The sequence below is a fragment of the Pseudomonas sp. PAMC 26793 genome, assembly GCF_000313235.1.
In the GTDB taxonomy this organism is placed as follows: Bacteria; Pseudomonadota; Gammaproteobacteria; order Pseudomonadales; family Pseudomonadaceae; genus Aquipseudomonas; species Aquipseudomonas yamanorum.
The window spans coordinates 41,775-67,085 of the sequence record NZ_AMXG01000012.1; the positions used below are offsets into that span (position 1 = coordinate 41,775).

The 25,311-nt window shown below is 62.2% G+C and carries 17 protein-coding genes; 7 read left to right on the top strand and 10 right to left on the bottom strand.

Annotation, left to right across the window (positions count from 1 at the left end):
• Positions 1-76 precede the first annotated feature (76 nt).
• Genes D109_RS0102445 through D109_RS0102455 form a run of 3 tightly spaced genes read left to right on the top strand, consistent with a single transcriptional unit; the run spans position 77 to position 5,543 of the window.
• Entirely contained in the window at positions 77-1,318 is a 1,242-nt protein-coding gene (locus D109_RS0102445) for an exonuclease SbcCD subunit D C-terminal domain-containing protein (RefSeq protein ID WP_017475507.1), read from the top strand.
• On the top strand, positions 1,315-4,953 hold the full coding sequence (locus D109_RS0102450; protein WP_017475508.1) for an AAA family ATPase: 3,639 nt from the start codon (positions 1,315-1,317) through the stop codon (positions 4,951-4,953). Before D109_RS0102445 ends, D109_RS0102450 begins: the two co-directional genes overlap by 4 nt.
• Entirely contained in the window at positions 4,950-5,543 is a 594-nt protein-coding gene (locus D109_RS0102455) for a glutathione S-transferase (RefSeq protein WP_017475509.1), read from the top strand. Before D109_RS0102450 ends, D109_RS0102455 begins: the two co-directional genes overlap by 4 nt.
• A 131-nt stretch (positions 5,544-5,674) precedes the next feature.
• Here the strand turns inward: D109_RS0102455 and D109_RS0102460 are convergent, their stop codons facing one another.
• From D109_RS0102460 to D109_RS0102470, 3 genes are all read right to left on the bottom strand, one after another.
• Positions 5,675-5,854 (bottom strand): hypothetical protein, encoded by a 180-nt coding sequence (locus D109_RS0102460; RefSeq protein ID WP_017475510.1) that lies wholly within the window; start codon positions 5,852-5,854, stop codon positions 5,675-5,677.
• A 156-nt stretch (positions 5,855-6,010) separates the two neighbouring features.
• Positions 6,011-7,186, bottom strand: a complete 1,176-nt coding sequence (locus D109_RS0102465; RefSeq protein ID WP_017475511.1) for a lactonase family protein — start codon at positions 7,184-7,186, stop codon at positions 6,011-6,013.
• The gene (locus tag D109_RS0102470; protein WP_017475512.1) at positions 7,173-7,460 is read right to left on the bottom strand and encodes a DUF5629 family protein; all 288 of its coding nucleotides are present in this window, start codon (positions 7,458-7,460) and stop codon (positions 7,173-7,175) included. Before D109_RS0102470 ends, D109_RS0102465 begins: the two co-directional genes overlap by 14 nt.
• Positions 7,461-7,610: 150 nt before the next feature.
• Here D109_RS0102470 and D109_RS0102475 point away from each other — a divergent pair, with 150 nt between their 5' ends.
• Positions 7,611-12,272, top strand: coding sequence for a dermonecrotic toxin domain-containing protein (locus D109_RS0102475; RefSeq protein WP_017475513.1), 4,662 nt, complete (start codon positions 7,611-7,613; stop codon positions 12,270-12,272).
• A gap of 59 nt (positions 12,273-12,331) precedes the next feature.
• On the opposite strand, the gene D109_RS0102480 is transcribed toward D109_RS0102475, so the two are convergent.
• From D109_RS0102480 to D109_RS0102495, 4 genes are all read right to left on the bottom strand, one after another.
• The gene (locus D109_RS0102480; protein ID WP_017475514.1) at positions 12,332-14,707 is read right to left on the bottom strand and encodes an RND family transporter; all 2,376 of its coding nucleotides are present in this window, start codon (positions 14,705-14,707) and stop codon (positions 12,332-12,334) included.
• A gap of 15 nt (positions 14,708-14,722) precedes the next feature.
• A complete protein-coding gene (locus tag D109_RS0102485; RefSeq protein WP_017475515.1) occupies positions 14,723-15,763 on the bottom strand; it encodes a YCF48-related protein in 1,041 nt (346 codons plus the stop codon).
• Between the two features lie 333 nt (positions 15,764-16,096).
• Complete coding sequence (locus D109_RS0102490; RefSeq protein WP_017475516.1) at positions 16,097-17,263, bottom strand: cystathionine gamma-synthase; 1,167 nt, start codon at positions 17,261-17,263, stop codon at positions 16,097-16,099.
• On the bottom strand, positions 17,260-18,636 hold the full coding sequence (locus tag D109_RS0102495) for a cystathionine beta-synthase (RefSeq protein WP_017475517.1): 1,377 nt from the start codon (positions 18,634-18,636) through the stop codon (positions 17,260-17,262). The genes D109_RS0102490 and D109_RS0102495 overlap by 4 nt, the downstream gene beginning before the upstream one ends.
• A gap of 264 nt (positions 18,637-18,900) precedes the next feature.
• Here D109_RS0102495 and atzF point away from each other — a divergent pair, with 264 nt between their 5' ends.
• A complete protein-coding gene (atzF, locus tag D109_RS0102500) occupies positions 18,901-20,700 on the top strand; it encodes an allophanate hydrolase (RefSeq protein WP_017475518.1) in 1,800 nt (599 codons plus the stop codon).
• 2 nt (positions 20,701-20,702) lie between these two features.
• On the top strand, positions 20,703-21,389 hold the full coding sequence (locus tag D109_RS0102505; RefSeq protein WP_017475519.1) for a GntR family transcriptional regulator: 687 nt from the start codon (positions 20,703-20,705) through the stop codon (positions 21,387-21,389).
• A gap of 148 nt (positions 21,390-21,537) precedes the next feature.
• On the opposite strand, the gene dapA is transcribed toward D109_RS0102505, so the two are convergent.
• A complete protein-coding gene (gene dapA / locus D109_RS0102510; protein WP_017475520.1) occupies positions 21,538-22,401 on the bottom strand; it encodes a 4-hydroxy-tetrahydrodipicolinate synthase in 864 nt (287 codons plus the stop codon).
• A gap of 426 nt (positions 22,402-22,827) precedes the next feature.
• On the opposite strand from dapA, the gene D109_RS0102515 reads away from it, so the two are divergent.
• Positions 22,828-23,307, top strand: a complete 480-nt coding sequence (locus D109_RS0102515) for a VOC family protein (RefSeq protein WP_017475521.1) — start codon at positions 22,828-22,830, stop codon at positions 23,305-23,307.
• Positions 23,308-23,320: 13 nt separating this feature from the next.
• Here the strand turns inward: D109_RS0102515 and D109_RS0102520 are convergent, their stop codons facing one another.
• The gene (locus D109_RS0102520) at positions 23,321-24,484 is read right to left on the bottom strand and encodes a GGDEF domain-containing protein (RefSeq protein WP_017475522.1); all 1,164 of its coding nucleotides are present in this window, start codon (positions 24,482-24,484) and stop codon (positions 23,321-23,323) included.
• Between the two features lie 70 nt (positions 24,485-24,554).
• Complete coding sequence (locus D109_RS0102525; protein WP_017475523.1) at positions 24,555-25,175, bottom strand: LysE family translocator; 621 nt, start codon at positions 25,173-25,175, stop codon at positions 24,555-24,557.
• Between the last annotated feature and the right edge of the window lie 136 nt (positions 25,176-25,311).

A 25,311-nucleotide genomic window follows, 5' to 3' on the forward strand; every position in this document is an offset into this window, starting at 1 on the left:
TAGCACAGTAGAATTGGCGGTTCTGCGTACCGCCACCCTGTCTTGAGCGGTCACCCTCTTTTTTACGGAGATCGCCTTGCGTCTGTTTCACACCTCCGACTGGCACCTTGGGCAAAACCTGCACGGCCAGGAACGCGACTTCGAACACGCCTGCTTTCTCGACTGGCTGCTGGGCCAGTTGGGCCTGCATCGTCCGGATGTGCTACTGATCGCCGGCGATATTTTCGACACGGTCAACCCGCCGCTCAAGGCCCAGGAGCGGCTGTATGACTTCATCATCAGCGCCCACGAGCAAAACCCTGCGCTGACCATCGTGATGATCGCCGGCAACCACGACTCCGGCTCGCGCATCGAACTGCCGGCGCCGTTGATGCGCCGCCTGCGCACCCACGCGTTGGGCCGGGTGCTGTGGCTGGATGACGGGCAACTGGACGTCGAACGCCTGCTGATTCCATTGCCCGGTGCCGACGGTGAAATCGCCGGCTGGTGCCTGGCCCTGCCCTTCCTGCGCCCGGCCGAAGTGACCGGCGCGCAATTGGGGGACGATTACCTGCGGGGCATCGGCCAGGTTCATGAATGGCTCATCGCCGCTGCCAACGTCAAGCGCCAACCGGGCCAGGCACTGGTTGCCATCAGCCATGCGCACATGGCCGGCGGTTCGGTGTCGGAAGATTCCGAGCGCAGCCTGATCATCGGCAATGCCGAAGCGCTGCCCGCCAGCCTGTTTGATGCCAGCGTCAGCTACGTGGCCCTCGGCCATTTGCACAAACCCCAGCGGGTGAATGGCGAGGAGCGTATTCGCTACTGCGGCTCGCCGATTCCACTGTCGTTTTCGGAAATCGGCTACCAGCACCAGATCCTCGATGTGCAACTGGACGGCGAAACCCTGGTCAGCGTCGAATCCCGCCTGATCCCGCGCTCGGTCAACCTGCAACGTCTGGACGCCGCGCCCCTGGCCGACATCCTCAAGCAACTGGCCGAGCTGCCCGACATCGACCTGCTGGCGGAAACCCAGCGCCAACCGTGGCTGGAAGTGCGGGTGCGCCTCGACGAGCCGCAACCCGACCTGCGCCAGCAAGTGGAAAACGCCCTGCAAGGCAAGGCCGTGCGCCTGGTGCGCATTGCGGCTGAATATGCAGGCGCGGGCAGCCGCGAAGACAGTCAGGAAGACCGCCTGATCGAACTCGACCAGCTCACGCCCCAGGAATTGTTCAGCCGCGCCTGGCAGGAAAGTTACGGCAGTGAAGTGGATGAACAGACCCTGAAGGACTTCGCCGTACTGCTCCAGGAAGTGCAACAGGAGGGCGAACAGCCATGAAGATCCTCGCGATTCGCCTGAAAAACCTCGCCTCCCTGGCCGGGCCGTTTGAAATCGACTTTACCGCCGAGCCCCTGGCCAGTGCCGGGCTGTTCGCGATAACCGGGCCCACGGGTGCCGGTAAAAGTACCTTGCTTGATGCACTGTGCCTGGCGCTGTTTGGCGCCGTGCCACGCCTGGGGGATACCGGCCAGGCAAAAATGCCGGATGCCGACACCGATATTTCCATCGGTGACCCACGCACCCTGATTCGCCGGGGCACTGGCGGCGGTTATGCCGAAGTGGATTTTGTCGGCGTCAGCGGCCGTCGCTACCGCGCCCGCTGGGAAGCCAACCGCGCCCGGGACAAGGCCAGCGGCAAGCTGCAAGCCAGCCGGCAAAGCTTGATCGACCTGGACAGCGAGCAACTGCTGGCCAGCCAGAAAACCGAATACAAGACCCAATTGGAACTGGCCCTGGGCCTGAACTTCGAGCAGTTCACCCGCGCGGTATTGCTCGCGCAAAGTGAATTCAGCGCCTTCCTCAAAGCCAACGACAATGAGCGCAGCGAACTGCTGGAAAAGCTCACCGACACCGCGCTCTATACCCAACTCGGTCGCCGCGCCTTCGACAAGGCCAAGGATGCACGGGACGCCCACAAACACCTGCAAGACCAGGCCACCGGCGTCACCCCGCTGGCCCCTGAAGCCCGCGCCGAGCTGGACGAACAACTGACTGCCGCCCAGCAGCAGCTCAAGACCCAGCAGGCGCAGCTCAAGCAGCTTGAGCTGCAGCACACCTGGCTCAAGGAACTGCGGGAATGGCAGGAGCGTCAACAAGGCGCGTTCGAGCAACTGCAGCAGGCCCAGCAACACTGGGAAAGCCTGGGCCCACAACGCCTGGACCTCAGCCGCCTGGAGCAACTGGCACCACAACGTCATCACTTCGCCCGCCAGGCTGAACTGACTACGCAATTGCAGCCCCTCGCCGCGCAGATCCAGCAGCACCTTGAGCAACAAGCCGCGCTGCACACCCGCCAGACCCAACTGCAACAGCAGCAGGCTGACGTGCACGCCGCCCTCGCCCTGGCCCTGAAACAACAAGCCGATGCCGTGCCCCTGCTGCGCCAGGCTTTCGAGGAGCAAACCACCCTCGCCCACTTGACCCGTGAGCTGGCCAGGCGCAGCGAAGAAAAACAGCTGGGCGAAGCCGCCTGCGTGGAAGGCCAGGCTGCGTTGACCGGCTTGCTCGACAAGCAAAAGCTCGTCGCCGAGCGCCTGCACCGGCTGGCCGCAGAACTTGAGCGCAGTGCCGCACTCGCCCCCTTGAGTGATGCATGGAACGCCTATCGCGACCGCTTGCAACAGCTGATGCTGATCGGCAATCGCCTCAACAAAGGCCAGGCTGAACTGCCGCAGTTGGAAGAACGCGCCACCCGCCTCGGCGAAAAGTGGACCGAGCAACGCGAAGCCCTGGACCTGCTGTACCACGAAGCCGGCGCCGAACCCCATGCGGTGGCCGAGCAGATCCAGCTGTTGGGCAGCCTGCTCCAGGACAATCGCAAGCAACATCGTGCGTTTGAAGACCTGGCGCGGCTGTGGGACAGCCATCAGCAACTGGACAGCCAGAGCCAGGCCCTGACGCAAAAGCAGACTCTCACCCAGCAACAACGTGAACTGTTGAACCAGAGCGGCCTGCAAGCCAAGGCCGAGCTGGCCGTCGCCGAACAGACCCTGGCCGTCACCAAGCAATTGCTGGAACGTCAGCGTTTGGCCCGCAGTGCCAGTGTCGAGGAATTGCGCGGCCAGCTTCAGGATGACCAACCGTGCCCGGTATGTGGCAGTGTCGAGCACCCGTATCACCAGCCCGAAGCGATACTGCAAAGCCTGACCCGGCACGACGAAAGCGAAGAAGCCAACGCGCAGCAAGCCGTGGATGTGCTCAAGGAGAAACTCACCGAGCTACGCGGCGAAGTGGGCGGCCTGATCGCCCAGCAAAAGGAATTCCTGCAACAGCAGGAGCAGCTCGCGAGCCAGTTGCAGGCCCTGGTGCCGAGCCTTGAAGCCCACCCGCTGTCTACCTCGCTGTTCAACCAGGACGCGGCAAAACGCGACGCCTGGCTTGCCCAGCAACTGAGCCAGCTCAGCCAAAGCCTCACCCAGGATGAACAACGCCAAGGCGCCCTGCTCAACCTGCAACAAAACGCCGGCCGTATGCAGCAACAACTGCAAGCCGCTCAGGACGCCAGCCAACAGGCGCGCCAATTGCTGATCGACCAGCAGCGGGAACTGTCCAACGACCGCGAACGCCTGGACGAAGAACTCAACGCCTTCGCCAGCCTGTTACCAAGCGAGACCCTCGACGGCCTGCGTAGCGAGCCGGCGGCTACCTTCATGCTGCTCGATCAGCAGGTCAGCCAGCGCCTGGAACAGCTCGATAACCAAAAGGAAGAATTGGCCGAGCAGCTACAGCGCCAGCAAGCCATCGAGAAAGAACAGGACCGCCAGCAACATCGCCAGGAACAGTTGGAGACCTTGCAAAAACAGCTCGCCGAACAAAGCGCCCTGCAACACGCCGCCAAGGAAAAACTCGCCGGCCTGCTGGGCGAAAACCCCAGCGCCGAACACTGGCAACAGCAGCTGGACCAGGCCGTCGAGCAGGCGCGCCAACATGAGTCCGAGGCCAACCAGCAGTTGCAGGACACCCGCAACCAGTTGATCCAACTGGCCGCCGACCTCAAGTCGCTGCAAGAGCGCCAACAGTCCCTGGAAACCGAACACGCGACCCTCACTACGCGCCTGAGCGACTGGCGCGCCCTGCACCCGGAACTCGATGACGAAGGCCTGGCCCGCTTGGTGGCCTTCGATGAGCCGCAGGTGGCCGAGTTACGCCAGCAACTGCAACACAGCGAAAAAGCCGTCGAACAAGCCAAGGTGTTGCTGCAGGAACGCGAACAGCGGCTCAAGGATCACCAGGCACTGCACAACGGCAACCTCGACGCGGAGCAATTGGACAGCGCCTTGGCCGAACTCAATGCCGCGCTGGTCGTTGGTGAAAAACACTGCGCCGAACTGCGCGCCCAACAGGCCGACGACCAGCGCCGTCAGGATGCCAACCAGGCCTTGGCGGCCGAGATCGCCAAGGCTTACGAGGAATGGCAACGCTGGGCACGCCTGAATGCGCTGATCGGTTCGGCCACCGGCGATACCTTCCGCAAGATCGCCCAGGCCTACAACCTCGACCTGCTGGTGCACCACGCCAACGTGCAGCTGCGCCAACTGGTGCGCCGTTACCGCCTCAAACGCGGCGGCAGCATGCTCGGCCTGCTGGTGCTCGACACAGAGATGGGCGACGAACTGCGCTCGGTGCATTCGCTGTCGGGGGGCGAGACCTTCCTCGTGTCGCTGGCGCTGGCCTTGGGCCTGGCGTCGATGGCGTCGAGTACGCTGAAGATCGAGTCGCTGTTTATCGACGAGGGCTTTGGCAGCCTCGATCCCGAGTCGCTGCAACTGGCGATGGACGCCCTCGACGGCTTGCAGGCCCAGGGTCGCAAGGTGGCGGTAATTTCCCATGTGCAGGAAATGCACGAGCGGATTCCGGTGCAGATTCAGGTCAAGCGCCAGGGCAATGGCTTGAGCACCCTGGAGGTCAAGTGAGCGAGGGGGTGTTGTATTCGTTCCGCCGCTGCCCGTATGCGATGCGGGCGCGGATGGCCTTGCGGTATTCGGGGGTGGCGGTGCAGATCATCGAGGTCAGCCTCAAGGCCAAGCCGGCTGAAATGCTGGTGTTATCGCCCAAGGGCACGGTGCCGGTGCTGAGTGTGGATGGCCGGGTGATCGATGAAAGCCTGGCGATCATGCGCTGGGCCCTGGCGCAGAACGATCCTGAGGGTTGGTTGCTTGGGGATGATGAGGCGACGCAGGCGCTGATTGACGAGAACGATCAGGGCTTCAAACATCAATTGAATCGATACAAGTATGCCGAGCGTTATCCGGAGCAGCCGATGGAGCACTATCGGGCCGAGGGTGAGGTGTTTTTGTCGAAGCTGGAGGGGTTGCTGGCGGAGCGCGAGTATTTGCTGGCCGGACACTTGAGCCTGGCGGATGTGGCACTGGCGCCGTTTGTGCGGCAGTTTGCCCATGTGGATCGGGAGTGGTTTGGACGGGCTCCTTATCCGCGGTTGCAGGCTTGGTTGCAGCGGTTTCTGGAGTCGCCGTTATTTATAGCCGTAATGGCAAAACCCTGAGACTGTCGCAGGACAAAATGTGCGAGCGGGCTTGCTCGCGAAGGCGGTGTATCAGTCAGCCCATGTATAGACTGACCCGGCGCTTTCGCGAGCAAGCCCGCTCCCACATTTGATCTTCATCAGCTTCAAGATCAGTTCTGGATTTTGTGGTCCAGCGCTGCATAGAAGTTGGCGCTTTGTTGCAGGTATTTCTGGGTGTAGGCGCTGGTGCTGGTTTTTTTGCTGCTGATTTCAACGCTGGCCGCAGCTGGCAATGCAACGGTGGCGGAAACAGCGGAAGCGGCGATGATCGAGAAGAGATTGAAGTTCATGTCGGTAACCCTTGTGTTCGGTTGGCTGAGTGGCCTGTGGTGGCCTTGGAACCAAACTTACGCCCGAGGGGTTAGCCTTAGAAATTCATTGAAACACTAGCCGCTATTAATACGATTAATACAACAAGTCAGGCCCCGCACAGCGGGGCCTGTGGCTTATTGTCGCGGCAAGAACTTGAGGTCGCTGGGCGCATCAATCGCCAGTTTCTGCACGGTTTTGCCCAAAAGACCGGTCTTGGGGTCGCGCTCGACGACCACAATCTCGTTGCTCTTCTGGTTGGCGATCAGCAGGAACTTGCCGCTGGGGTCCAGGGCGAACTCCCGGGGATGGTCACCTTCCACCGAGCGGCGCTGGATCTCTTTCAACTGCGCAGTGGCCGGGTCGATGGCAAACACCAGCATCTGGTTGGCGGTGCCACGGTTGCTGACGTAGAGGAACTTGCCGTCGCTTGAGGCATGCAGCGCGGCGCCGGCCTTGTCGGACACCGGCTGGCCGTCCGCAAAGTTGACCAGTTGCTTCTGGGTCAGCTTGCCAGCGTTGTAGTCGAACACCGCCACTTGCGCGCTCATCTCAGTGGTCAGCCAGGCGTGCTTGCCGTCTGCGGTGAACAGCAAGTGCCGTGGGCCACTGCCCGGTGGCAATTGCACAAACGCAGGATCGGCCGGGGTCAGCGGCAGTTCGTGGTTGGCCTTGGGATCGTAGTGGTAGGCAAAGATCTTGTCCGCCCCCAGGTCCTGGACAAACACGTATTGGCCGTCCGGCGAAGACACCACCGAATGCACATGGTTGGATGCCTGGCGCTCCGGGTTGACCCGGCTGGCCGGGTGCCCGCTCAACTGCACCGGCGGCGACAGCTTGCCTTCGGCGTCTACCGGCAACACCGCGAGGCTGCCGCCCGGGTCTTCCAGTACGGAATAGTTGGCCACGAACAGGTAGCGACCGTCACTGGCCAGGCTGGAATGGGTCGGTTCGTTGCCCAGGCTCTGTACCTGGTTGATCAGGGTCAGTTGATGGTTTTTCGGGTCGATGCTGTAGCTGCTGACGCGCCCCACCGGGTCTTTTTGCCCCGGGCCGTTTTCATTGACCACAAACAGGTGCTTCTGGTCCTTGGACAGGGTCAGCCACGACGGGTTGGCGGCCTTGGCGGCGAGCACCGGCTGGCCGTTGAACTGCCCGGTACGGCTGTCGAACTGCAAGCGGTAGATACCTTCACTGGTGCCGGCGGTGTAGCTGCCGACGAGCAATTCATAAGTGTCCACCGGCGCGGCCTGGACCGACATCGCGCCTACGCTGCCGGCCATCAGCAGGGGCCAGAATTTACGCATCATCATCCGCTTCATCCTCGTCATTATTGTTGCCGGTGAACGCCTGGAAACAGGTCAGGCGGTGCTCGCCCGATTCACCGGTAAGGGTCCAGCTCTGCAAGGTTTCATCGAAGGTCGCCGCTGTGACTTGCGCCAACGTGAAACTCCAACGTTTTTCGACACGACCATCCATGCTCTTGATCAGCAACTGCTGGTCATCAAGAGCGAAATCAAAAGCGTGCAACCCGTCGATTTCCAGCATGTCGCTGGTGGAGAGGGTCGTCAGTAGAGTCTGGGTCATGGCCGTCGTTCAGTCAGTTCAAAGGGCTAATGATAGGCCAGTTTGCGACACGAGCCTAAATCGGCGGCAGGCAGTATCCCGATATCACCCGGAGGCACAGGGGTTGGCGGTTAATGGGATTTCCTACCATGGCCCAGAAAAGGATTTTTCATGCCTGTACCTTATTACTCACCCACCAGCCCGGCCCATGCCGTCAGCCTGCAGTTCATCAGCCGACCAAGCCTGGAAACGGTCGCCCGGCAACTGCTCGGCGATGCCATCAAAGAGCGCTACCCGACACTGGTCATTGATCTGCTGCGTACCCGACTGGGCAGCCCGCAAAGCGATGGTAGTTGGACCCTGCGCCCGTTGATGGAACATGTGCTGGAATACCTGGCCACCGGCATCGCGCCCAACTTCGATGACGTCGCCGGGCAGTCGTGCTTTCTTGCCGATCAGCCGCCCACCCAGCTCAAACTGCCCATCTCGGCCCCGGAACAGCTGGAAATGAGCGTCATCGCCGGGCTGATCCGGGAACTGCCCTGGGCCTTGCCCATGGGCTTGCAGGACGCCCTGACCGACTACTGGCAGGCAACCACCGAGAACGGCGTCAACCGCTGGCGCTGGTTGGCCGACCTGCTGCTCGACACCCTGCGCACCAGCGCCTTGCGTCATCCGCAGCTGGATGCCCTGGAGCGCGACAGCATCGATCAACTGATTCAGGTTCCCGACCGTGATAACCGCCTCCATCGTTATGGCGAAAGCGCCGTCTATGCCTACTGCCTGCAAACCACGCTCACCGGCCAGGGCCGCACCGCCAACCTGCTTGGCCCGGAGCTGTTGTTGGTGCGCGTGGTGGGCGGGCGAACCCTGGGACTGCTGTGCAAACCCGACGGTAGCATCGAGCGCGTGCGCTCGCTGGACACCTTTGCCCAAACCTGGGGCCGGCGCATCGCCGCACGCTTCAACGCAGACACCATCACCAGCCAGCGCTACGAACCCGATGGCAACCTGTTCGACACTCAGGCGGTGCTGATCCTCAACCAGCAACTGGAAAATCTCGGTGCCCTGCAATTACCTGCCCGCCAGCCATTGGCAACCCTGAATGAGGTTTATCGACAGCTCACCGACCCCGGCCTATTTTTTCTCGACTCACTGCAAGCGCCGCCTGCCATCCTCGCATCACTCAAGCCGCGCCTTCCCGACTGGCTGAGCCAGGCCAGCGGCGCCGACCAAATGCGCTACCGCCAGTATTGCCTGCAAGTGGCCAGCGCCAAAAAACGCAGCGCAGGCCGCACGTTTCTCAGCGACATCAGCGATATCCGCAGCTTTACCGTCGACGCACTGTGGCAACAGATGAAACGCGACGAACTCACCCTGGGCAAAGTCGTCGCCGATCAGTCCCAGGCCGACCACTTCAAACCCGACGACCTGGAATTGAGCTTTGGCGTCGCCGCCGGCTACCCCGGCGGTGCCGGCATCATTGAACACCGCACCCTGACGTTGACCGAACTGGCCCTCAAGAACCTCGCCGGCAAGCCCCGCGGCCAGGCAACCCTGCGTCATCGCCATGGCAAGACGTTGCCCGTGTGGTTGACAGCTGACTACATCAACCGGTTGATCGGGCACGTAGACATCGGCAAGACCTACCCGGCGCTGTTGGAAAACCTGCTGCTGGGGGATACCCCGCAAGTGAGTCAGCGGGAAACCTGGTTTGCCGATCAACTCGCCGCGCAGTTGCCATTGCAGGCCCTGGAACTCGCGCTCAAGCCGCCCCACGTCCTGAGTAAAAAGGGTGCGCAAATGGTCGCGGCGCTGCTGCAAACCAGCGCCGACGAACGCAGGGTCGACGGCGAGCCCGTGGTGATCCGCTCATTAGCCCTGTTGCGCAAACCCGAGGCTGCCGCCGATGGGGTCAACAACATGTTCATCATCGAAGCCCAGAACATCGAGGTGGGCCCGCACCTGCTCTATCGCCCGCTGTACGCCGACTCACTGATGGAGTTCGCCACCCGCCAGGCCCTGCTCGACGCCATCGCCAAGACCGGCGAGCTGCAAACCAGTGTCCTGACCTGGCTGCCCGACAGCGCACGCACGGTGTACGACAACGGGGGTTTCCAGGAACCCCACTACGTACGCTTCGGCCAGGGTGACGAATTCACGGCCCCAAACATCCCGCGTCCGGCCAGCCTCGCCACTGATGGTGCCAGTGACGAATTGCTGCAATGCCTGCTGAACGGTCGCCTTTATCAATACCTGTATGGTAGCTACTTGCGTGCCCTGGTGGTACAGGCCGACCGCGACTCCGTCTCCAACAGTGAAAGCCGCTGGGCGGTGTTGCTGGAAGGCGGCGGCCTGCTGTTCAACAGCCTGTTGTTGCCCTGGCTGCGCGGCCCCGCGATGCTCACCGGCTGGTTGCTGGCGTTGATGACCAGCGCCAGTCAGGATATCCCGGCGCTGAACAACCCCGACCCGGTGACCCGCGAACTGGCGGCGGTGGATACCTTGCTCAACCTGGGCATGCTGTTACTGCACCTGGCGCCCGCCCCGGCTATCGCTCAACCCGCGGTCCCCCGTGAACGCCTGGAACAGGCCTTGAAACCGCCCATACCGCGCCGGCAAAACTGGCCAGTCAGCGTTCCGCCCAGCGTCGAGGAAGGCACCGTGGCCCTGTATGGGCACTGGCCAGGCGCAAGCCATGCCCCACTGGATTTCAGCTTTGCCAACCCACGCAATCAGTTGACGTCCATTCAGCGTGAGCGCCTGACGCGTCTCAAGGTGACACCGCCCGCCACTCTGCCTGCGCCCATTGCCAGCGGCCCCGACAAGGGCCTGTACCTTATCGAGGGAACCCTCCACGCGTTGATTGACGGGGACCTGTTCAAGGTGAGCCACGAGCCGGATGGCCGAGTCATTGTCGACCCGGCCGATATCCGCAATCACGGCCCCTACCTGCGGCTCGACCATGAGCGTTGGGTACTGGATCTCAGGCTGCGCCTGCGCGGGGGCATGCTGGGCAAGAAACTCGCCGCCGAGCGCCAACGCAAGACCCAGAGAAAGCAGGAGCTGCAGGCAGAATACAACCGCTACCTGGGGCAGCAGGCGACGGAACAGCGGCGTGTCGACCTGGCGGAAAACCTGTGGATTCAGGCCCAGAACGATCCGAATGAAACCGCCCAGGAACGCATCAGCCGCCGCCGACGCTTCGGCACCGCGTTGCAACAGCAAGTGGCCGAGTATGAAAAAATTCTCGCCACCCGCCAGGAGCGTGAGCAACTGATGATTGCGCTGTCGCCCCAGACCGTGGTCCGGCTGATGGAGAACACAATCAACAATGCCCGCAAAAGCGTGGTATTCGCTGGTGACGACCGCGCTGAGCTCTACAGTGCCAACGTGGCCTTCACCGTCCAGGGCCCTCGCCTGACCCTCGCGGTCATCGCCCACCAGCGAGAGTATCTGCGCTTCATCGAACAGCTTATCGAGATCAACGCACGGCAAATCCGCTGGCTTGAGCTCAAGGACCAGTACCTGGATGCGCTGTTCAACATGGGCGAAGCCGGGGCTGAAACCTATACCCGGCTGACGGCCAATCGCCCCACAACGGAATACAGCGCCCTCGCGGTAAAGAACCTGCAACTGCGCAGCCTGAAATTTCCAAGCCTCAAGGAGTTCGAGCCAGGTCCGAGCGAGGCGCTGGACAGCGTGTTTGATACCCTGCAATTGCACGTGCGCACCCACAGTGAACTCAACGCCCTGGACCTGCCGCCTGGCGAACGCCTGGAAGTCCTGGGCAGTCTGGTAGAGCACTATGGAAAGGCATTGGATGCGTTGAAAGGCATTGGCATTGTCAACGCCGATGAGCTTTTCACACCCTACTTCAACCAATTGCTCAAACTGGTGGAAGAGCTGTACCAGGACGCGGCGCGCCAACTGGCCATCGAGGTCAAGCCCGACCCGCAGCCCCGCAGGCGTCCACCGAAGCGCCCAATGGTTACAGTGGGCCGGCCAGTGAAAAAGGTGATCAAGACCCGCAAGGGCATGATGATCGGCGAACTCAAGCCGGCCGGCACCTCACTGCCTGTCGACGTGGTAGAAGTGCGTACCGAGGACACTGGCCAACTGCTTTCCAGCTACTCCCAGCATGAAGACGTCTGGGACGAGATTCGGGTCGTACCGGCCGCCGCCACACCGCTGCCAAAACGCTCGCTGTTCGACATCCGGGTTGAAGCCAATCAACTGCTCAAGGGGCTCGACGATCACCTGAATCGGGCAAACAGCTACCTGACTGTCACGCGACATCCCCAGGAGCTGGAAGAAGTGCTCCAGCACGAGGCCAATCGCCTGCTCGCTGTTGCCGACGAACTGGAGCACGCCGAGGGTAAACGTACCGACGCTGAACGTACGCAGCTGGAGAGCCTGCGCTTTGCGGCCCTGCAGCTGAACACACGGGGCAAGGACCTGCGAATCCGCGCCAGCCTGCAGTTGCCTCCCACCCACGGCAACCTGGAATACCTGCTGCAGGAAGACCAGGTGCAGATCGCCAGCCTTGGCGCACGCCTGCAGATGCGCGGCGAACAACGGGACTTTATCCAGGAGTACGCCATCAACGACAAGCGAGGTTTTCCGCTGTGGTACGCGCACTTTCACTACCCCAGCGCCACGACCCCCAAGCAGAACTACAGCGCGGCCCATCTCAAGACCCGGGCACAACGCAAGCAAAGCTACCAGTCGCTGCTGAGCAATGCCCATGACCCCCAAAGCATCGTCAACGTGCATCGTGGGCTGATCGGCAAGGCCTTGGCCGAAAGGCATTTCCTGCCCCTGGCACCCTGAAGGTAAAAACCGCAGCCCCAGGGCTGCGGTTCCTTGCCCGCCCCGTAACGCCTGCAGGCTTAGTGAGCAAACAACGAATTGCCCTTCTGCCCCGCCAGCTTCTCGGGCTTGATCAGGAAGCGTGCCAGCGCCGGCAGCAGCCACAGCGCGCCAAACATGTTCCACAACAGCATGAAGGTCAGCATCAGGCCCATGTCGGCCTGGAACTTGATCGCCGAGAAAATCCACGTGGCCACGCCGATGGCCAGGCACAGGCCGGTGAACAGCACGGCTTTACCGGTGGATTTCAGCGTCTGGTAATAGGCTTCCTGCAACGGCAAACCGGCCCGCAGGAAACTCTCCAGGCGGCTGTAGATGTAGATGCCGTAGTCCACGCCAATCCCCACGCCCAGGGCCACCACCGGCAAGGTCGCGACCTTGACGCCGATGCCCATGAACGCCATCAGCGCGTTGCCCAGCACTGAGGTCAGCACCAGCGGCAGCACGATGCACAGGGTCGCCGCCCAGGAGCGGAAGGTGATCATGCACATGGTGGCCACGCACAGGTACACCAGAATCAGGATGGTCAGCTCGGACTCCTTGATCACCTCGTTGGTGGCGGCTTCGATCCCGGCGTTACCGGCGGCGAGGATGAATTCCAGGCCGTCCTTGTTGTTCTCCTTGGCGAATTCCTGCACCGCATGCACCGCGCGGTCGAGGGTTTCGGCCTTGTGGTCGTTGAGGAACACCAGCACCGGCGCCAGGGAGCAATTGTTGTTGTACAGGCCATCGGCACGGGCGATGGAGTTGTTCAGCACGTCAGGGTTACGGGACAGGGTTTCCCATTTCAGGTTGCCCTCGTTCATGCCCTTGATCATCTGCTTGGACACGGTCACCAGCGAGATGGCCGACTGCACGCCCTCGGTGTTCTGCATCTTCCACATCAACTGGTCGATGGGCGCCATGGCTTCATAACGCGAGCAGCCTTCCGGCGGCGTCTTGACCATCACCACCAGCACGTCGGAGCTGGTGGAGTAGTTGTTGATGATGAAGTTGTTGTCCTTGTTGTAGCGCGAGTCCGGGCGCAGCTCCGGTGCACCCTGGTCGAGGTCGCCGATCTTCAGGTTCTGGCTGTACCAGAGGCCGCCACCGAAGGCGACCAATGCCAACGCAATCGATACCGGCGCGACTTTGGGGCTGGCGAATTTCGACAGCAGGCGCCAGAACGGGTGTTCGCGGTGTGCATCTTTCTTGCTGCGCTCGATGGCACGTTTGCTGATGCCGACGTAGGAGATCGCCACCGGCAGCAGGATCAGGTTGGTGAACACGATCACCGCCACACCCACCGAGGCGCCAATGGCCAGTTCGCGGATCACGCCGATGTCGATGATCAGCAGGGTGATAAAGCCGACGGCGTCGGCAAGGATCGCGATCATTCCCGGCAGGAACAACTGGCGGAAGGTGCGCCGGGCGGCGGTCAGGGCGTTGTCGGCGTCACTGGATTGCAGGGCGATGCCGTTGATCTTCTGCACGCCGTGGGAAATACCGATGGCGAAGATCAGGAACGGCACCAGCATCGAGTAGGGATCGAGCCCGAAACCCAGGGCATGCATCAATCCAAGCTGCCAGATAACCGCCACCAGCGTGGTGCTCAACACCGCGACGGTACTGCGCAGGCAGTGGGTGAACCACAGCAGCAGTACCAGGGTGATGACGAAGGCGACACCGAAGAACATCACCACCATCACCAGGCCGTCGATCAGGTCGCCGACCTTCTTGGCAAACCCGACGATGTGGATCTTGACGTTGGGGTTCTGGGCTTCGAACTTGTCGCGGATCTTGTCTTCGAGTTCATGGGAGAACTTGCGATAGTCCAGGGCCAGCAACTTGCCCTGGTCTTGGGGGTCCGGGTAGGACTCCAGCAGCGGAATGTCGACGATGCTCGACTTGAAATCGTTGGCCACCAGCCGCCCGACCTGCCCGGACTTGAGCACGTTGTTGCGCAGTTGATCGAGGCTTTCCGGTGAGCCGTTGTAGCTCTGCGGGATCACTTCACCGCCGGCAAAACCTTCCTCGGTGACTTCGGTCCAGCGCACGCTGGGGCTCCACAGGGACTTGAGCCCGGAGCGGTCGACGCCGGAGATGTAGAACACCTCGTCGTTGATCTGGCGCAGGGTCTCCATGTACTCCTTCGTGAAGATGTCACCGTCCTTGGCCTCAACCGAGATGCGCACCGTGTTGCCCAGGTTCGCCAGGTCGTTGCGGTGCTCCATCATCTTCTCGATGAAGGGGTGCTTGAGGGGGATCATTTTTTCGAAGCTGGTGGACGGGCGAATCAACGTCGCCTGCCAGAACAGGAAAATACTTACCAGCAGGCAGATCGTGATCACTGCCGGGCGGTTATTGAAAATCAGGCGCTCGAGAAACGTGGCCTTGTCGTTGTGATGACTGCTCATGGTGTCCCCGCCTTCTTATTGTTTTGTCGGCTCGGCGCCGGTTGGACTGGCCACGCGAACGCCGCCCTGCCCCGCCAGAATCAAGTTGCCGTTGCCCGCCGCCGTGACCGCCGACAGCGAAATGCGGTCCGGACGATTGAATACGCTGAAGGTCAGGCCGTCATCGTGGCTGACTACCACGCTGCCGCCGTTGCCCACCACCACGATGGAGCCGTCATCCAGCAGGGTTGCCCCGGACAAGCCGAACTCCAGCGCGCCACGGGTAGCGTTCAACTCCACCGGCTCCCAGGTGCTGCCAAAATCCGTGGAGCGAAACAGGTTGCCGCGCAGGCCATACGCCAACAGGGTCTGCGCCTGGGCGGTGCCGATCACGCCGAACAGTGAGCCCTCATAGGGGCCTTCGAGTTTTTCCCAGGTTTGCCCTTCGTCATGGGAGCGGAACATGCTGCCCTGCTCACCGACGATAAACAGCCCGGCGTCTTTCACCTGGGCGATGGCGTTGAGGTGGAATTGGTCTTCGTTGTCGAGGCGGTCGCTGACGTCATCCCAGGTCTTGCCGCCGTCGGTGGTTTCGGTCAGCGCACCGTAGGCACCCACGGCAAAGCCGTTGCTGGCGTCTTTGAACCAGACGTCGAGCAGCGGCGCTTCGCGCTTGAGGTCCTGGAATTGTTGAGTCCAGGTCACGCCGCCATCGGTGGTGGCGAGGATCTGTGCGTCATGGCCCACCGCCCAGCCGTGTTGCTCGTCGGCGAAAAATACGGCGGTCAGCAGTTGCCGGGTGGGGACTTTGGCTTGAGTCCAGGTGGCGCCCTGGTCGTCGGAATAGAGGATGTGCCCGCGATCACCGACCGCGACCAGGCGTTTGCCTGCGTGCACCACGTCGATCATCAGGCTTTTGGCAGCCTTGGGGGAATCAATGGCAAACACCGCTGCGGCGGTGGTTTCAGTGGCGGCGTGGGCCGGTGTCGACAACGCGACAACCCCCAGCAACGAGAGCGCTGTGGCCAGCAATGCGACCCTGCGCGTGGCCTTCGGGCGGAAAAACACCACACCCATGACAGGCTCACTCATAGACCTTTCTCCCATTTATTATTGTTAGGTCGTCTTGCCGTGGGGAGCCCTGAAACCTGCAATCTAGAGCGCCTTGGGCAAGCTGGGCCATCCTAGCGGGCTTTGGAATCGTCTGACAATCGGCGCTACGTTATGTTTTGTTAACTGGAGGGGGTTTGAGCCGGTGCTGAATGTAGCGCTATCAGCAGCGGTGATCGTGGGGGCTGTTGTGGCGAGGGAGCTTGCTCCCGCTGGAGTGCGCAGCGCTCCCAGGATTTTGGGGCCGCTGCGCAGCCCAGCGGGAGCAAGCTCCCTCGCCACAGTGTGCTGCGTTGTTATTTAGATTGTTGATAATGCGTGCGCCAGATCTGCCCGCAAATCCTCCACATCCTCAACCCCCACCGATAACCGCACCAACCCGTCACCAATCCCCAGCTGCGCCCGGGTCGCTGCCGGAATGCTCGCATGGGTCATGATCGCCGGGTGCTCGATCAAACTTTCAACGCCCCCCAGGCTTTCAGCCAACGCAAAGATCTTCACGTTTTCCAGGAAGCGTGTCGCACCCGCCAGGTCGCTTTTCAGGTCCACCGAGATCATCCCGCCAAACCCGCGCATCTGCCGGCGTGCCAGCTCATGCTGCGGATGGGACGCCAAACCCGGGTAGTAAACCCGCGCTACCTGCGGCTGTTGCTCCAGCCACGTCGCCAGCTCCAGCGCATTGCTGCAATGGCGTTCCATGCGCAGCGCCAATGTTTTCACCCCACGCAGGGTCAGGAACGCGTCAAACGGCCCGGCAATCGCACCCACGGAGTTCTGCAGGAAGCCCACGCGCTCGGCCAGCTCAGGATTCTGGCCCACCACCGCAATGCCGCCGATCACATCGGAATGGCCGTTGAGGTACTTGGTGGTGGAGTGCACCACGATGTCGAAACCCAGTTCCAGCGGGCGCTGGATCCATGGGCTGGCGAAGGTGTTGTCGGCCACGCAGAGGATGCCCCGGGCCTTGCAGATGCGGGAGATGGCGCTGAGGTCGGTCAGGCTCAGCAGCGGGTTGCTCGGGGTTTCGACCCAGACCATCCGCGTGTCGTCCTGCAACGCGGCTTCGAAGGCCGACAGGTCGGTCAGGTCGACGAAGCTGAAGCGATGGCCGGCGCTGCGTTGGCGCACTTTGTCGAACAGGCGGAAGGTGCCGCCGTACAAGTCATTGCCGGAGACCACGTGGGAACCGGCGTCGAGCAGTTCCAGCACGGTGGAAATCGCCGCCAGCCCGGAGGCGAACGCGAAGGCCTGGGTGCCGCCTTCCAGGTCGGCCACGCAGCGTTCCAGGGCGAAGCGCGTCGGGTTATGGGAGCGCCCGTAGTCGAAGCCTTTGTGAACGCCGGGGCTTTCCTGCAGGTAGGTGGAGTTGGCGTAGATCGGCGGCATCAGCGCCCCGGTGGTCGGGTCCGGGGATTGCCCGGCATGAATCACGCGGGTGGCGAAAGCGCTTTTATCGTGCTGGGTCATGCAAGGGATCTCCGTAAGTGATTGAGCAGGTCGACGCGGGTGATCAGGCCGTAAAAGCCCGAGGCGTCAGCAATGATTGCCACCAGTCCGCGATCCAGTTCGGCCTGCAATTGCGCAAGGCTGGCGCTGGGCGCAAGGGTGTGAAGAGCATTGGTCATGGCGCTGGCCACGGTCATGGAAAAATGCGCGGCGTTCTGATGCAGGCCGAGCAATACGTCCGACTCGTCGAGCACCCCCACCAGTTTTTGGCCGTCCACCAGCACCGGTAATTGCGACACGTCCGCCAGGCGCATGCGCTGGAAGGCGGTGAGCAGGCTGTCGTCGGGGCCGACGCTGATCACCCTGCCGTCCTCGAAACGGCGAGCGATCAGGTCCCGCAGGTCGCCGTAGTGCTTGTATTGGAGCAGGCCGGCATCTTTCATCCATTGGTCGTTGTAGACCTTCGACAGGTAGCGCGTGCCGGTATCGCAGACGAAGGTGACCACGCGCTTGGGCTCGGTTTGCTCGCGGCAATAACGCAGGGCGGCGGCAAGCAGGGTACCGGTGGAAGAGCCGCCGAGAATGCCTTCGGCCCGCAGCAGTTGGCGGGCGTGATCGAAGCTTTCTTCGTCGCTGATGGAATAGGCATGGCGCACGCTGGAGAGGTCGGCGATGGAGGGGATGAAGTCTTCGCCGATGCCTTCCACGGCCCAGGAGCCGGGCTCGGTCATGGTGCCGCTGCGGCTGTATTCCGCCATCACCGAGCCCACCGGGTCGGCCAGCACCATGGCCAGGTCGGGTTGTACGCGCTTGAAGAAACGGGTCAGGCCGGTGAGGGTGCCGGCCGAGCCGACGCCGACCACAATGGCGTCGAGGTCATGCTGGGTCTGGGCCCAGATTTCCGGCGCAGTGCTGGTCTCGTGGGCCAGGGGATTGGCCGGGTTGTTGAACTGGTCGGCGAAGAACGAATCGGGAATGTCCTTGGCCAGCCGTGCCGCCACGTCCTGGTAATACTCGGGGTGGCCTTTGCCGACGTCGGAGCGGGTGATGTGCACCTCGGCGCCCATGGCTTTCAGGTGCAAGACCTTTTCGGTGGACATCTTGTCCGGCACCACCAGTACCACCCGGTAACCTTTGGCGCGGCCCACCAGGGCCAGGCCAAGGCCGGTATTGCCGGCGGTGGCTTCGATAATGGTGCCACCGGGGCGCAGGCGGCCGTCGCGTTCGGCGGCGTCGATCATGGCCAGGCCGATGCGGTCCTTGATGGAGCCGCCGGGGTTCTGGGATTCAAGCTTGAGGAACAGCGTGCACGGGCCGGTATCGAAGCGGCTGACCCGCACCAGCGGCGTGTTGCCGATCAGTTCGAGCACAGCGGGGCGGGAAGCGGTGGGCATGTCGTCACCTGCTACGGAAAGGGCGTATGGGATGGACAGCAGCGTTTACAGCATGGTTTCGAACATAGGCCGGTATCGACCCGCTCGCAACCGGGCGGCCGCCTGAATGTCTTTTTTTGGCGCATTGCTGCTTCATCACGGAGCACGGTTGAGGGCGGCCAATCCGCCGGTTTTCTGCCAGCGCCACGTATTCATTGGCTTGCAGCTGATTGGCCCAGCGATTGCTAAAAGAAATCCAAACTTGGATACAAGATGGAATCCTCAATGCGCAACGAACAACTTGGCTGGACCCTTGGCGAATGGCAGGCCGCTTACCGCAGCCAGGCGCTGACCCCCGACATCCTGTTGACCCTGGCGGGTACGTTTCCCGCCGAGGACAACGCCTGGATCAGCCGGGTGCAGCCACAGCAACTGCGGGACCAGTTGGCGCAGCTGGCCGAGCGGCTTGCGGCGGTCGACGGCGAGATCGACAAGCTGCCGTTGTATGGCGTGCCGTTTGCCATCAAGGACAACATCGATGCGGCGGGTTGGGAGACCACGGCGGCGTGTCCTGAGTTTGCCTATCCCGCTGCGGCGGATGCCTCGGTGGTGGCCCGGTTGCGGGCGGCCGGTGCGATCCTGATGGGCAAGACCAACCTGGATCAGTTCGCCACCGGTCTGGTCGGTACACGCTCGCCCTACGGTGCAGTGGGCAACAGTTTCAATCCGGATTACGTCAGCGGCGGCTCCAGCTCCGGTTCGGCGTCGGTGGTTGCGCGAGGCCTGGTAGCGTTTTCCCTGGGCACCGACACCGCTGGCTCCGGGCGGGTACCGGCGGGCTTCAACAATATCGTCGGGCTGAAGCCGACCAAGGGCCGACTGTCCAACACCGGATTGGTACCGGCCTGTCGCACCGTGGACTGTATTTCGGTGTTTGCGCTGACCGTTGAAGATGCTGAGACGGTTGCGGGCCTCGCTGCGGCTTACGACGCCAGCGACGCCTATTCACGCATCAATCCCAACACCGCGCCGGTAGCGGTGGGGGCCACGATCAAACTGGCGGTGCCGGCCAGCCTGGAGTTTTTTGGCGACGCACAGAACCAGGCCGTGTTCGAACAGGCGCTGCTCAGGTTTCAGGCACTCGGTGCCGAGATCACGGCGGTGGATTTCAGCCCGTTCCAGCAACTCGCCGAGCAGCTCTATTACGGCTCCTGGGTGGCGGAGCGCACGGTGGCACTGGAAGGCATACTCGCCAGCAACGCCGAAGCGATCAACCCGGTGGTGCGTGGCATCGTTGAAAACGGCCTCAAGTACAGCGCCTGCGATGCCTATAAAGCCGAATACCTGCGCGCCGAACTGAGCCGCCGCATCAACGACACCCTGGCCGGTTTCGACGCCTTGCTGGTGCCGACCTCGCCGACGATTCGTACCCTAGCGGAAATGGCCGTGGAGCCGGTGCTCTACAACTCGCAGTTTGGTTTCTACACCAACTTCACCAACCTGGCCGATCTCTCGGCACTGGCCGTGCCCGCCGGGCTGCGCAGCGATGGCCTGCCATGCGGTATCACCCTGATTGCGCCTGCCTGGCACGACGCAGCCCTGGCGCATCTGGGCAAGCGTTGGCAGGCCGGCCTCGATCTGCCGCTGGGAGCTACCGAACGCCACCTGCCACAACCGGCCCCTGCACGGCAGGCTCCGGGCAGCGTGCGGGTGGCGGTGGTGGGCGCGCACCTCACCGGGATGCCGCTGAATTTCCAACTGACCAGCCGCAACGCCGTGCTGGTGGAGCAAACCCTGACGGCGAGCCACTATCGCTTGCATGCGTTGCCAGGCACCGTTCCGCCCAAGCCTGGGCTGGTCAAGGACGATTCGGGCCGCTCGATCATCGTCGAACTGTGGGACATGCCGATCGCCCGCTTTGGCGAGTTTGTCGCGGAGATTCCGGCGCCGCTGGGCATCGGCAACCTGACCCTGTCGGACGGGCGCAGTGTGAAAGGGTTTATCTGCGAGCCCTGGGCCCTGGCAGGCGCCACCGATATCACCGAATTCGGTGGCTGGCGCGCCTACATGGCGAGCAGGAAATAGCCATGCAGCTCTCAACCACGAGAAAGCCCAGCGAACGGCCGGATAGCCTGGCGGAACGGGTCTACCAGCAGTTGAAGGACGACATCTTCGACTTTCGTTTGTTGCCGGGTGATCGCTTCAGTGAAGGTGACGTGGCCGAGCGCATGCAGGCCAGCCGCACGCCGGTGCGCCAGGCGCTGTATCGTCTGGAGCGGGAAGGGTACCTGGAGGTGTTCTTCAGGAGCGGCTGGCAGGTGCGGCCGTTCGACTTCAACTATTTCGAAGAGCTTTACGACGTTCGGATCGTGCTGGAGTTGGCCGCCGTCAATCGCTTGTGTGGCATGGCGCAGCAGGGGCTTGAAGGGCTTGGGGCGATTTGGCGGGTGGACGAAAGTGCGCGGCTGGATGACGCCCAGATCGTCTCGGCGCTGGATGAGGCGTTCCACTGCGGGCTGGTGCAGGCCACGGGCAACGCTGAAATGGCGCGCATGCATTACGAGATTACCGAGAAAATCCGCATCATTCGGCGGCTGGATTTCACTCAGCAATCGCGTATTGCGGCGACCTATGAGGAGCACGGAAGCATCCTCGATGCGATCTTGCAACGGCAAAGCGATCAGGCGCAGCAACTGCTCAAGACTCACATTGAGGTGAGCAAGCAGGAGGTGCGCAAGATCACGTTGCATCGGTTGGCGGTGGCGAGAGGATAAGCAGCCCGTCCCCTGTGGTGAGGGAGCTTGCTCCCGCTGGGGTGCGAAGCGCCCCCAAAACCGGTCACCTCATTTTACCTGCCGAAAACGCGGTGCCTGAATGGGGGCTGCTGCGCAGCCCAGCGGGAGCAAGCTCCCTCGCCACAGGTTATTCCCGCGCGGCTAATACGTGTTGCAACCGGCTTTCCAGCGTCTCACTCGCCCCCAACATCGGCGCCCGCAACTCACTGCCGATCAACCCTTCCATCGCCAGTGCCGCCTTCACCGGCGCGGGGTTGGGCTCCACGAACATTGTGTGAATCAACGGCAGCAAGCCGAAAAACGTCTCACGAGCCGCCAGCAACTGGTGATCGCGAACCTGCCGATGCAGCGTCACAAAATCTTCGGTCCGCACATGCGCCGACGCGGCAATCGCACCGGTCGCGCCCAGGCACAGAGCGTTGAATATCTGCACATCCTCACCACACAACACATCAACCTTCCCACTGGCCAACAACGCGAGGGTGTTGGCCAGGTTGCCGCCGCAATCCTTGATCGCCACGATCCGCTCATGGGCAACGATGTTCAGCAGCGTCGCCTGTTCGAAGGCAATACCGGTGCGATAGGGGATGTCATACAGAATGATCGGTGCACTGGAGGCATCTGCCACGGTGCGGAAGAAGGCCTCAAGGCCCGCCTGGGACGGGCGGATGTAGCTCGGCGGTGGTACCAGCAAACCGGCCACCGGGCGTTTCAGGATTTCGGCCTGGAACTGCAACAGCTCAATCTGGTTATACCCCGCCAGGCCCATCACCACCTGCTGCGGCGGTACGAGTTCCAGTACGGCATCCAGCATCGCCAACTGCTCATGGCGGCTCAGTGCCGCGGCTTCGCCGGTGGTGGTGCAGACCATGATCCCGGCCACGCCTTTTTCCAGCAGATGGCAGACCAGGCGGCGCAAGCCGATGAAGTCGATGGTGCCGTTATGAAACGGTGTAACGACGGGAACCCAGATACCTTGAAACGATGACATGCGCTTTCTCCTGATGGTTGACCGATTTCGTCACCGTCAGAAGGGCAGAGGTAAGTAAGCAAGAGGAGGGGGCCTTCGCGCTCAATGTCCTGTCAGCTCATCTGACGGGACAGCGCGCCCCGGTCACATGAGCGACTGTTTCTTCGATTTGAGGGCGTGCGCAACGCAACCTTGCGCCTTGGCAATCAAGCCAATGACGGAAAAGTTGAAGGTCGTTGCAGACATTGAGGACACACCCTGAAGAATGCGCCCATCTTTATGGATTACTACAGGGTGTGTCAACTCACAGCGATCAGTCGCGTTTCAACCAGTGGCGTACGAAACGCACCGTTGGGGGTAACGCGGGGAGCGTGTCAGGACGCGAACGCATTCTTGTCGGTAGCGGTACTACACTGCAAGTCCGAACCTCCACGCTGGAGAACACTCATGCTCAGCAAAAACACGGTGTGCCTTTGGTACGACGGCAGCGCATTGGACGCTGCCAACTTCTACGCCAAGATCTTCCCGGACAGCGCAGTGACCGCAGTCCATCATGCGCCCGGTGATTATCCCGCCGGCAAACAGGGCGATGTCCTGACCGTGGAGTTCACGGTCATGGGCATTCCTTGCCTGGGGCTGAACGGCGGCTCTGGCGTGCAGCACAACGAGGCGTTCTCGTTTCAGGTGGCCACCGACGATCAGGCGGAAACCGACCGCTTGTGGCACGCAATTGTCAGCCATGGCGGCCAGGAAAATGTCTGCGGCTGGTGTCAGGATAAATGGGGCGTGCGGTGGCAGATTACCCCGAGGGTGCTGAGCGCGGCGATCACCCATCCCGACCCTGCAGCGGCCAAGCGGGCGTTTGACGCGATGATGGGCATGACCAAGATCGATGTCGCGGGGATTGAAGCGGCGCTTAAAGGTTGACGCACCGATTGAGTCAATCGGCGCTCACTGCCGTTCGGTCAACCAGGCGAATACGGTTGCGTCCGCCACGCTTGGATTCATAAAGCGCTGCGTCGCCTTGCTCGATCAAGGCGGCAAGGCTCGCGGGCGGCGCGTCGAACAGGCTGGCGCCGATGCTCAATGTCACCGCCTCGGGCGTGGCGAACGCCTGTGAGGCGGCGTGATGAAACTGTTCGCGCAGGGCACTGCCCAGTTCGACAATGCGCGCGTTCGAGGTGTCGTTCAGCAGGATCACGAATTCATCACCGCCCAACCGCGCCGCCAGCGAATCATCGGGCAACTGCGCGCGAATCATCTCGCTCAAGGCCACCAGCAGCCGGTCGCCCGCGGTATGGCCGTACAGGTCGTTGATCAGCTTGAAATTGTCGATGTCGATCAACAGCAGGGCACCTGGCCGGGCCTGCGAGACTTTGCTCAGCAGGCTTGGTGCTCGCACTTCAAGGGCGCGGCGGTTGTACAACGCCGTCAACGGATCGCGGGCGGCCAATCGTGCAATCTGTTCCTCACGGCGGTAGCGCTCGGTGCCGGTCATCGACAATGCAATCAGCATGATCGCCATGGCGCCTTCCACCAGCGACACCTGAATGATCTCGCCACGAAACGCCGTCAGGTCGATCAGCGTACCCGGCACGATCGCCACCAGCGACTTGGCCAGATAAAACAGCCCGTGGGCCAGCAGCACATAACGCAGCTGCACCGCCCCCACGCTGAGTGAGCGGCCATGGGGGCGCAACAGGAAACTGGCCCGCAGGGTCGGCAGGGCAACCAGCAGCGAGTTGGCCAGCAGCATGGCCTTGGACCACGACTGTCCTTCCGGTAGTAGGAGCATGGCAAACCAGGCCACGAAGATCAGGTACCAGCCGCGAGACAGGCGCACCTGAGTAAAACGCGCAACACCCAGCAGGAACAGCCAATGAGCGGTGATCAGCAGCCCGTTGGCGAACCAGATGCCGATCAATACCAGGCCGCTGGCCCGCAGCAGCGCCAGAGTGCTGCCCACGCTGATGATGGCGAAACCGGCGGTCCAGTACAGCAGCGATGGTTCGCGAACATTGCGCCACTCGACGGCCAGGTACAGCGCGGCGGCGCCTGCCAGGGCGATGGTGAGGACCAGTATGGTGATGGGGTCGAGCGCCATGGGCGAACTGGCCTGCCTGAGTTGCGGTGAGACGGCGATTGTAAGCGTTTTGGCCAGTTTTTCGCAGTGCTCAGGCCTTGCGCGCCATCAGCAATACCGTCGCGGCGGCCGACAACAACCCGGCACAGCAGCGGTTGAAAATCCGCTTGCCCCGAGGCTGCGCGAACCAGCGGCGCATATGCAAACCCATATAGGCGTAGGCGCTGATGGCGATCCATTCCAGGGCCAGGAACATCACACCCAGCAGGGCGAATTGCGGCGTGATCGGCTGTGCCGGGTCGACGAATTGCGGCAGGAAGGCGGTAAAAATCAGGATTGCCTTGGGATTGCCGGCGGCCACCAGGAACTCCTGTCTTGCCAATGCCCACAAACCTGCCTTGGGCGCTGTCGACTCAGCCTCCGCCTGCGGATTGGCCCGCCACAGTTGATACGCCAGATAAAACAGATACGCCGCCCCCAGGATCTTGATCCCGTAGAACAACAACTCCGAGGTTTGCAACACCACCGCCAGCCCGGCGGACGCGAGGGCGATCATTCCGGCGAAGGCCAGCAAACGCCCGACGCCCGCCAGGCACGAAGTACGATAGCCGTAGCGGGTGGAGTTGCTTACGGACAGCAGGTTGTTCGGGCCGGGCGCCATGTTCAGGGCGAAGCAGGCCGGGAGGAAGAGGGTGAGGGTGGCGAGGTCCATGAGGGCTCCGGCGGGCGTTGGCAGGTAAGGCCACGAGGATAAGGGATGTGAGGCGGTTGAACAATTTGCGCTAATGGGTAGAACCGATGGCGCTCTGCCCATGTCTGTGAGTCGCGGATAAATAGATCGTTACCCG

What these genes read in the sequence shown, in the direction of transcription:
- D109_RS0102505 (WP_017475519.1), top strand. Translation starts at nt 20,703, where the DNA reads ATGCAGCTCTCAACCACGAGAAAGCCCAGCGAACGGCCGGATAGCCTG.
- atzF (WP_017475518.1), top strand. Translation starts at nt 18,901, where the DNA reads ATGCGCAACGAACAACTTGGCTGGACCCTTGGCGAATGGCAGGCCGCT.
- D109_RS0102495 (WP_017475517.1), bottom strand. Translation starts at nt 18,636, where the DNA reads ATGCCCACCGCTTCCCGCCCCGCTGTGCTCGAACTGATCGGCAACACG.
- D109_RS0102485 (WP_017475515.1), bottom strand. Translation starts at nt 15,763, where the DNA reads ATGGGTGTGGTGTTTTTCCGCCCGAAGGCCACGCGCAGGGTCGCATTG.
- D109_RS0102525 (WP_017475523.1), bottom strand. Translation starts at nt 25,175, where the DNA reads ATGGACCTCGCCACCCTCACCCTCTTCCTCCCGGCCTGCTTCGCCCTG.
- D109_RS0102515 (WP_017475521.1), top strand. Translation starts at nt 22,828, where the DNA reads ATGCTCAGCAAAAACACGGTGTGCCTTTGGTACGACGGCAGCGCATTG.
- D109_RS0102450 (WP_017475508.1), top strand. Translation starts at nt 1,315, where the DNA reads ATGAAGATCCTCGCGATTCGCCTGAAAAACCTCGCCTCCCTGGCCGGG.
- D109_RS0102490 (WP_017475516.1), bottom strand. Translation starts at nt 17,263, where the DNA reads ATGACCCAGCACGATAAAAGCGCTTTCGCCACCCGCGTGATTCATGCC.
- D109_RS0102520 (WP_017475522.1), bottom strand. Translation starts at nt 24,484, where the DNA reads ATGGCGCTCGACCCCATCACCATACTGGTCCTCACCATCGCCCTGGCA.
- dapA (WP_017475520.1), bottom strand. Translation starts at nt 22,401, where the DNA reads ATGTCATCGTTTCAAGGTATCTGGGTTCCCGTCGTTACACCGTTTCAT.
- D109_RS0102480 (WP_017475514.1), bottom strand. Translation starts at nt 14,707, where the DNA reads ATGAGCAGTCATCACAACGACAAGGCCACGTTTCTCGAGCGCCTGATT.
- D109_RS0102465 (WP_017475511.1), bottom strand. Translation starts at nt 7,186, where the DNA reads ATGATGATGCGTAAATTCTGGCCCCTGCTGATGGCCGGCAGCGTAGGC.
- D109_RS0102475 (WP_017475513.1), top strand. Translation starts at nt 7,611, where the DNA reads ATGCCTGTACCTTATTACTCACCCACCAGCCCGGCCCATGCCGTCAGC.
- D109_RS0102470 (WP_017475512.1), bottom strand. Translation starts at nt 7,460, where the DNA reads ATGACCCAGACTCTACTGACGACCCTCTCCACCAGCGACATGCTGGAA.
- D109_RS0102460 (WP_017475510.1), bottom strand. Translation starts at nt 5,854, where the DNA reads ATGAACTTCAATCTCTTCTCGATCATCGCCGCTTCCGCTGTTTCCGCC.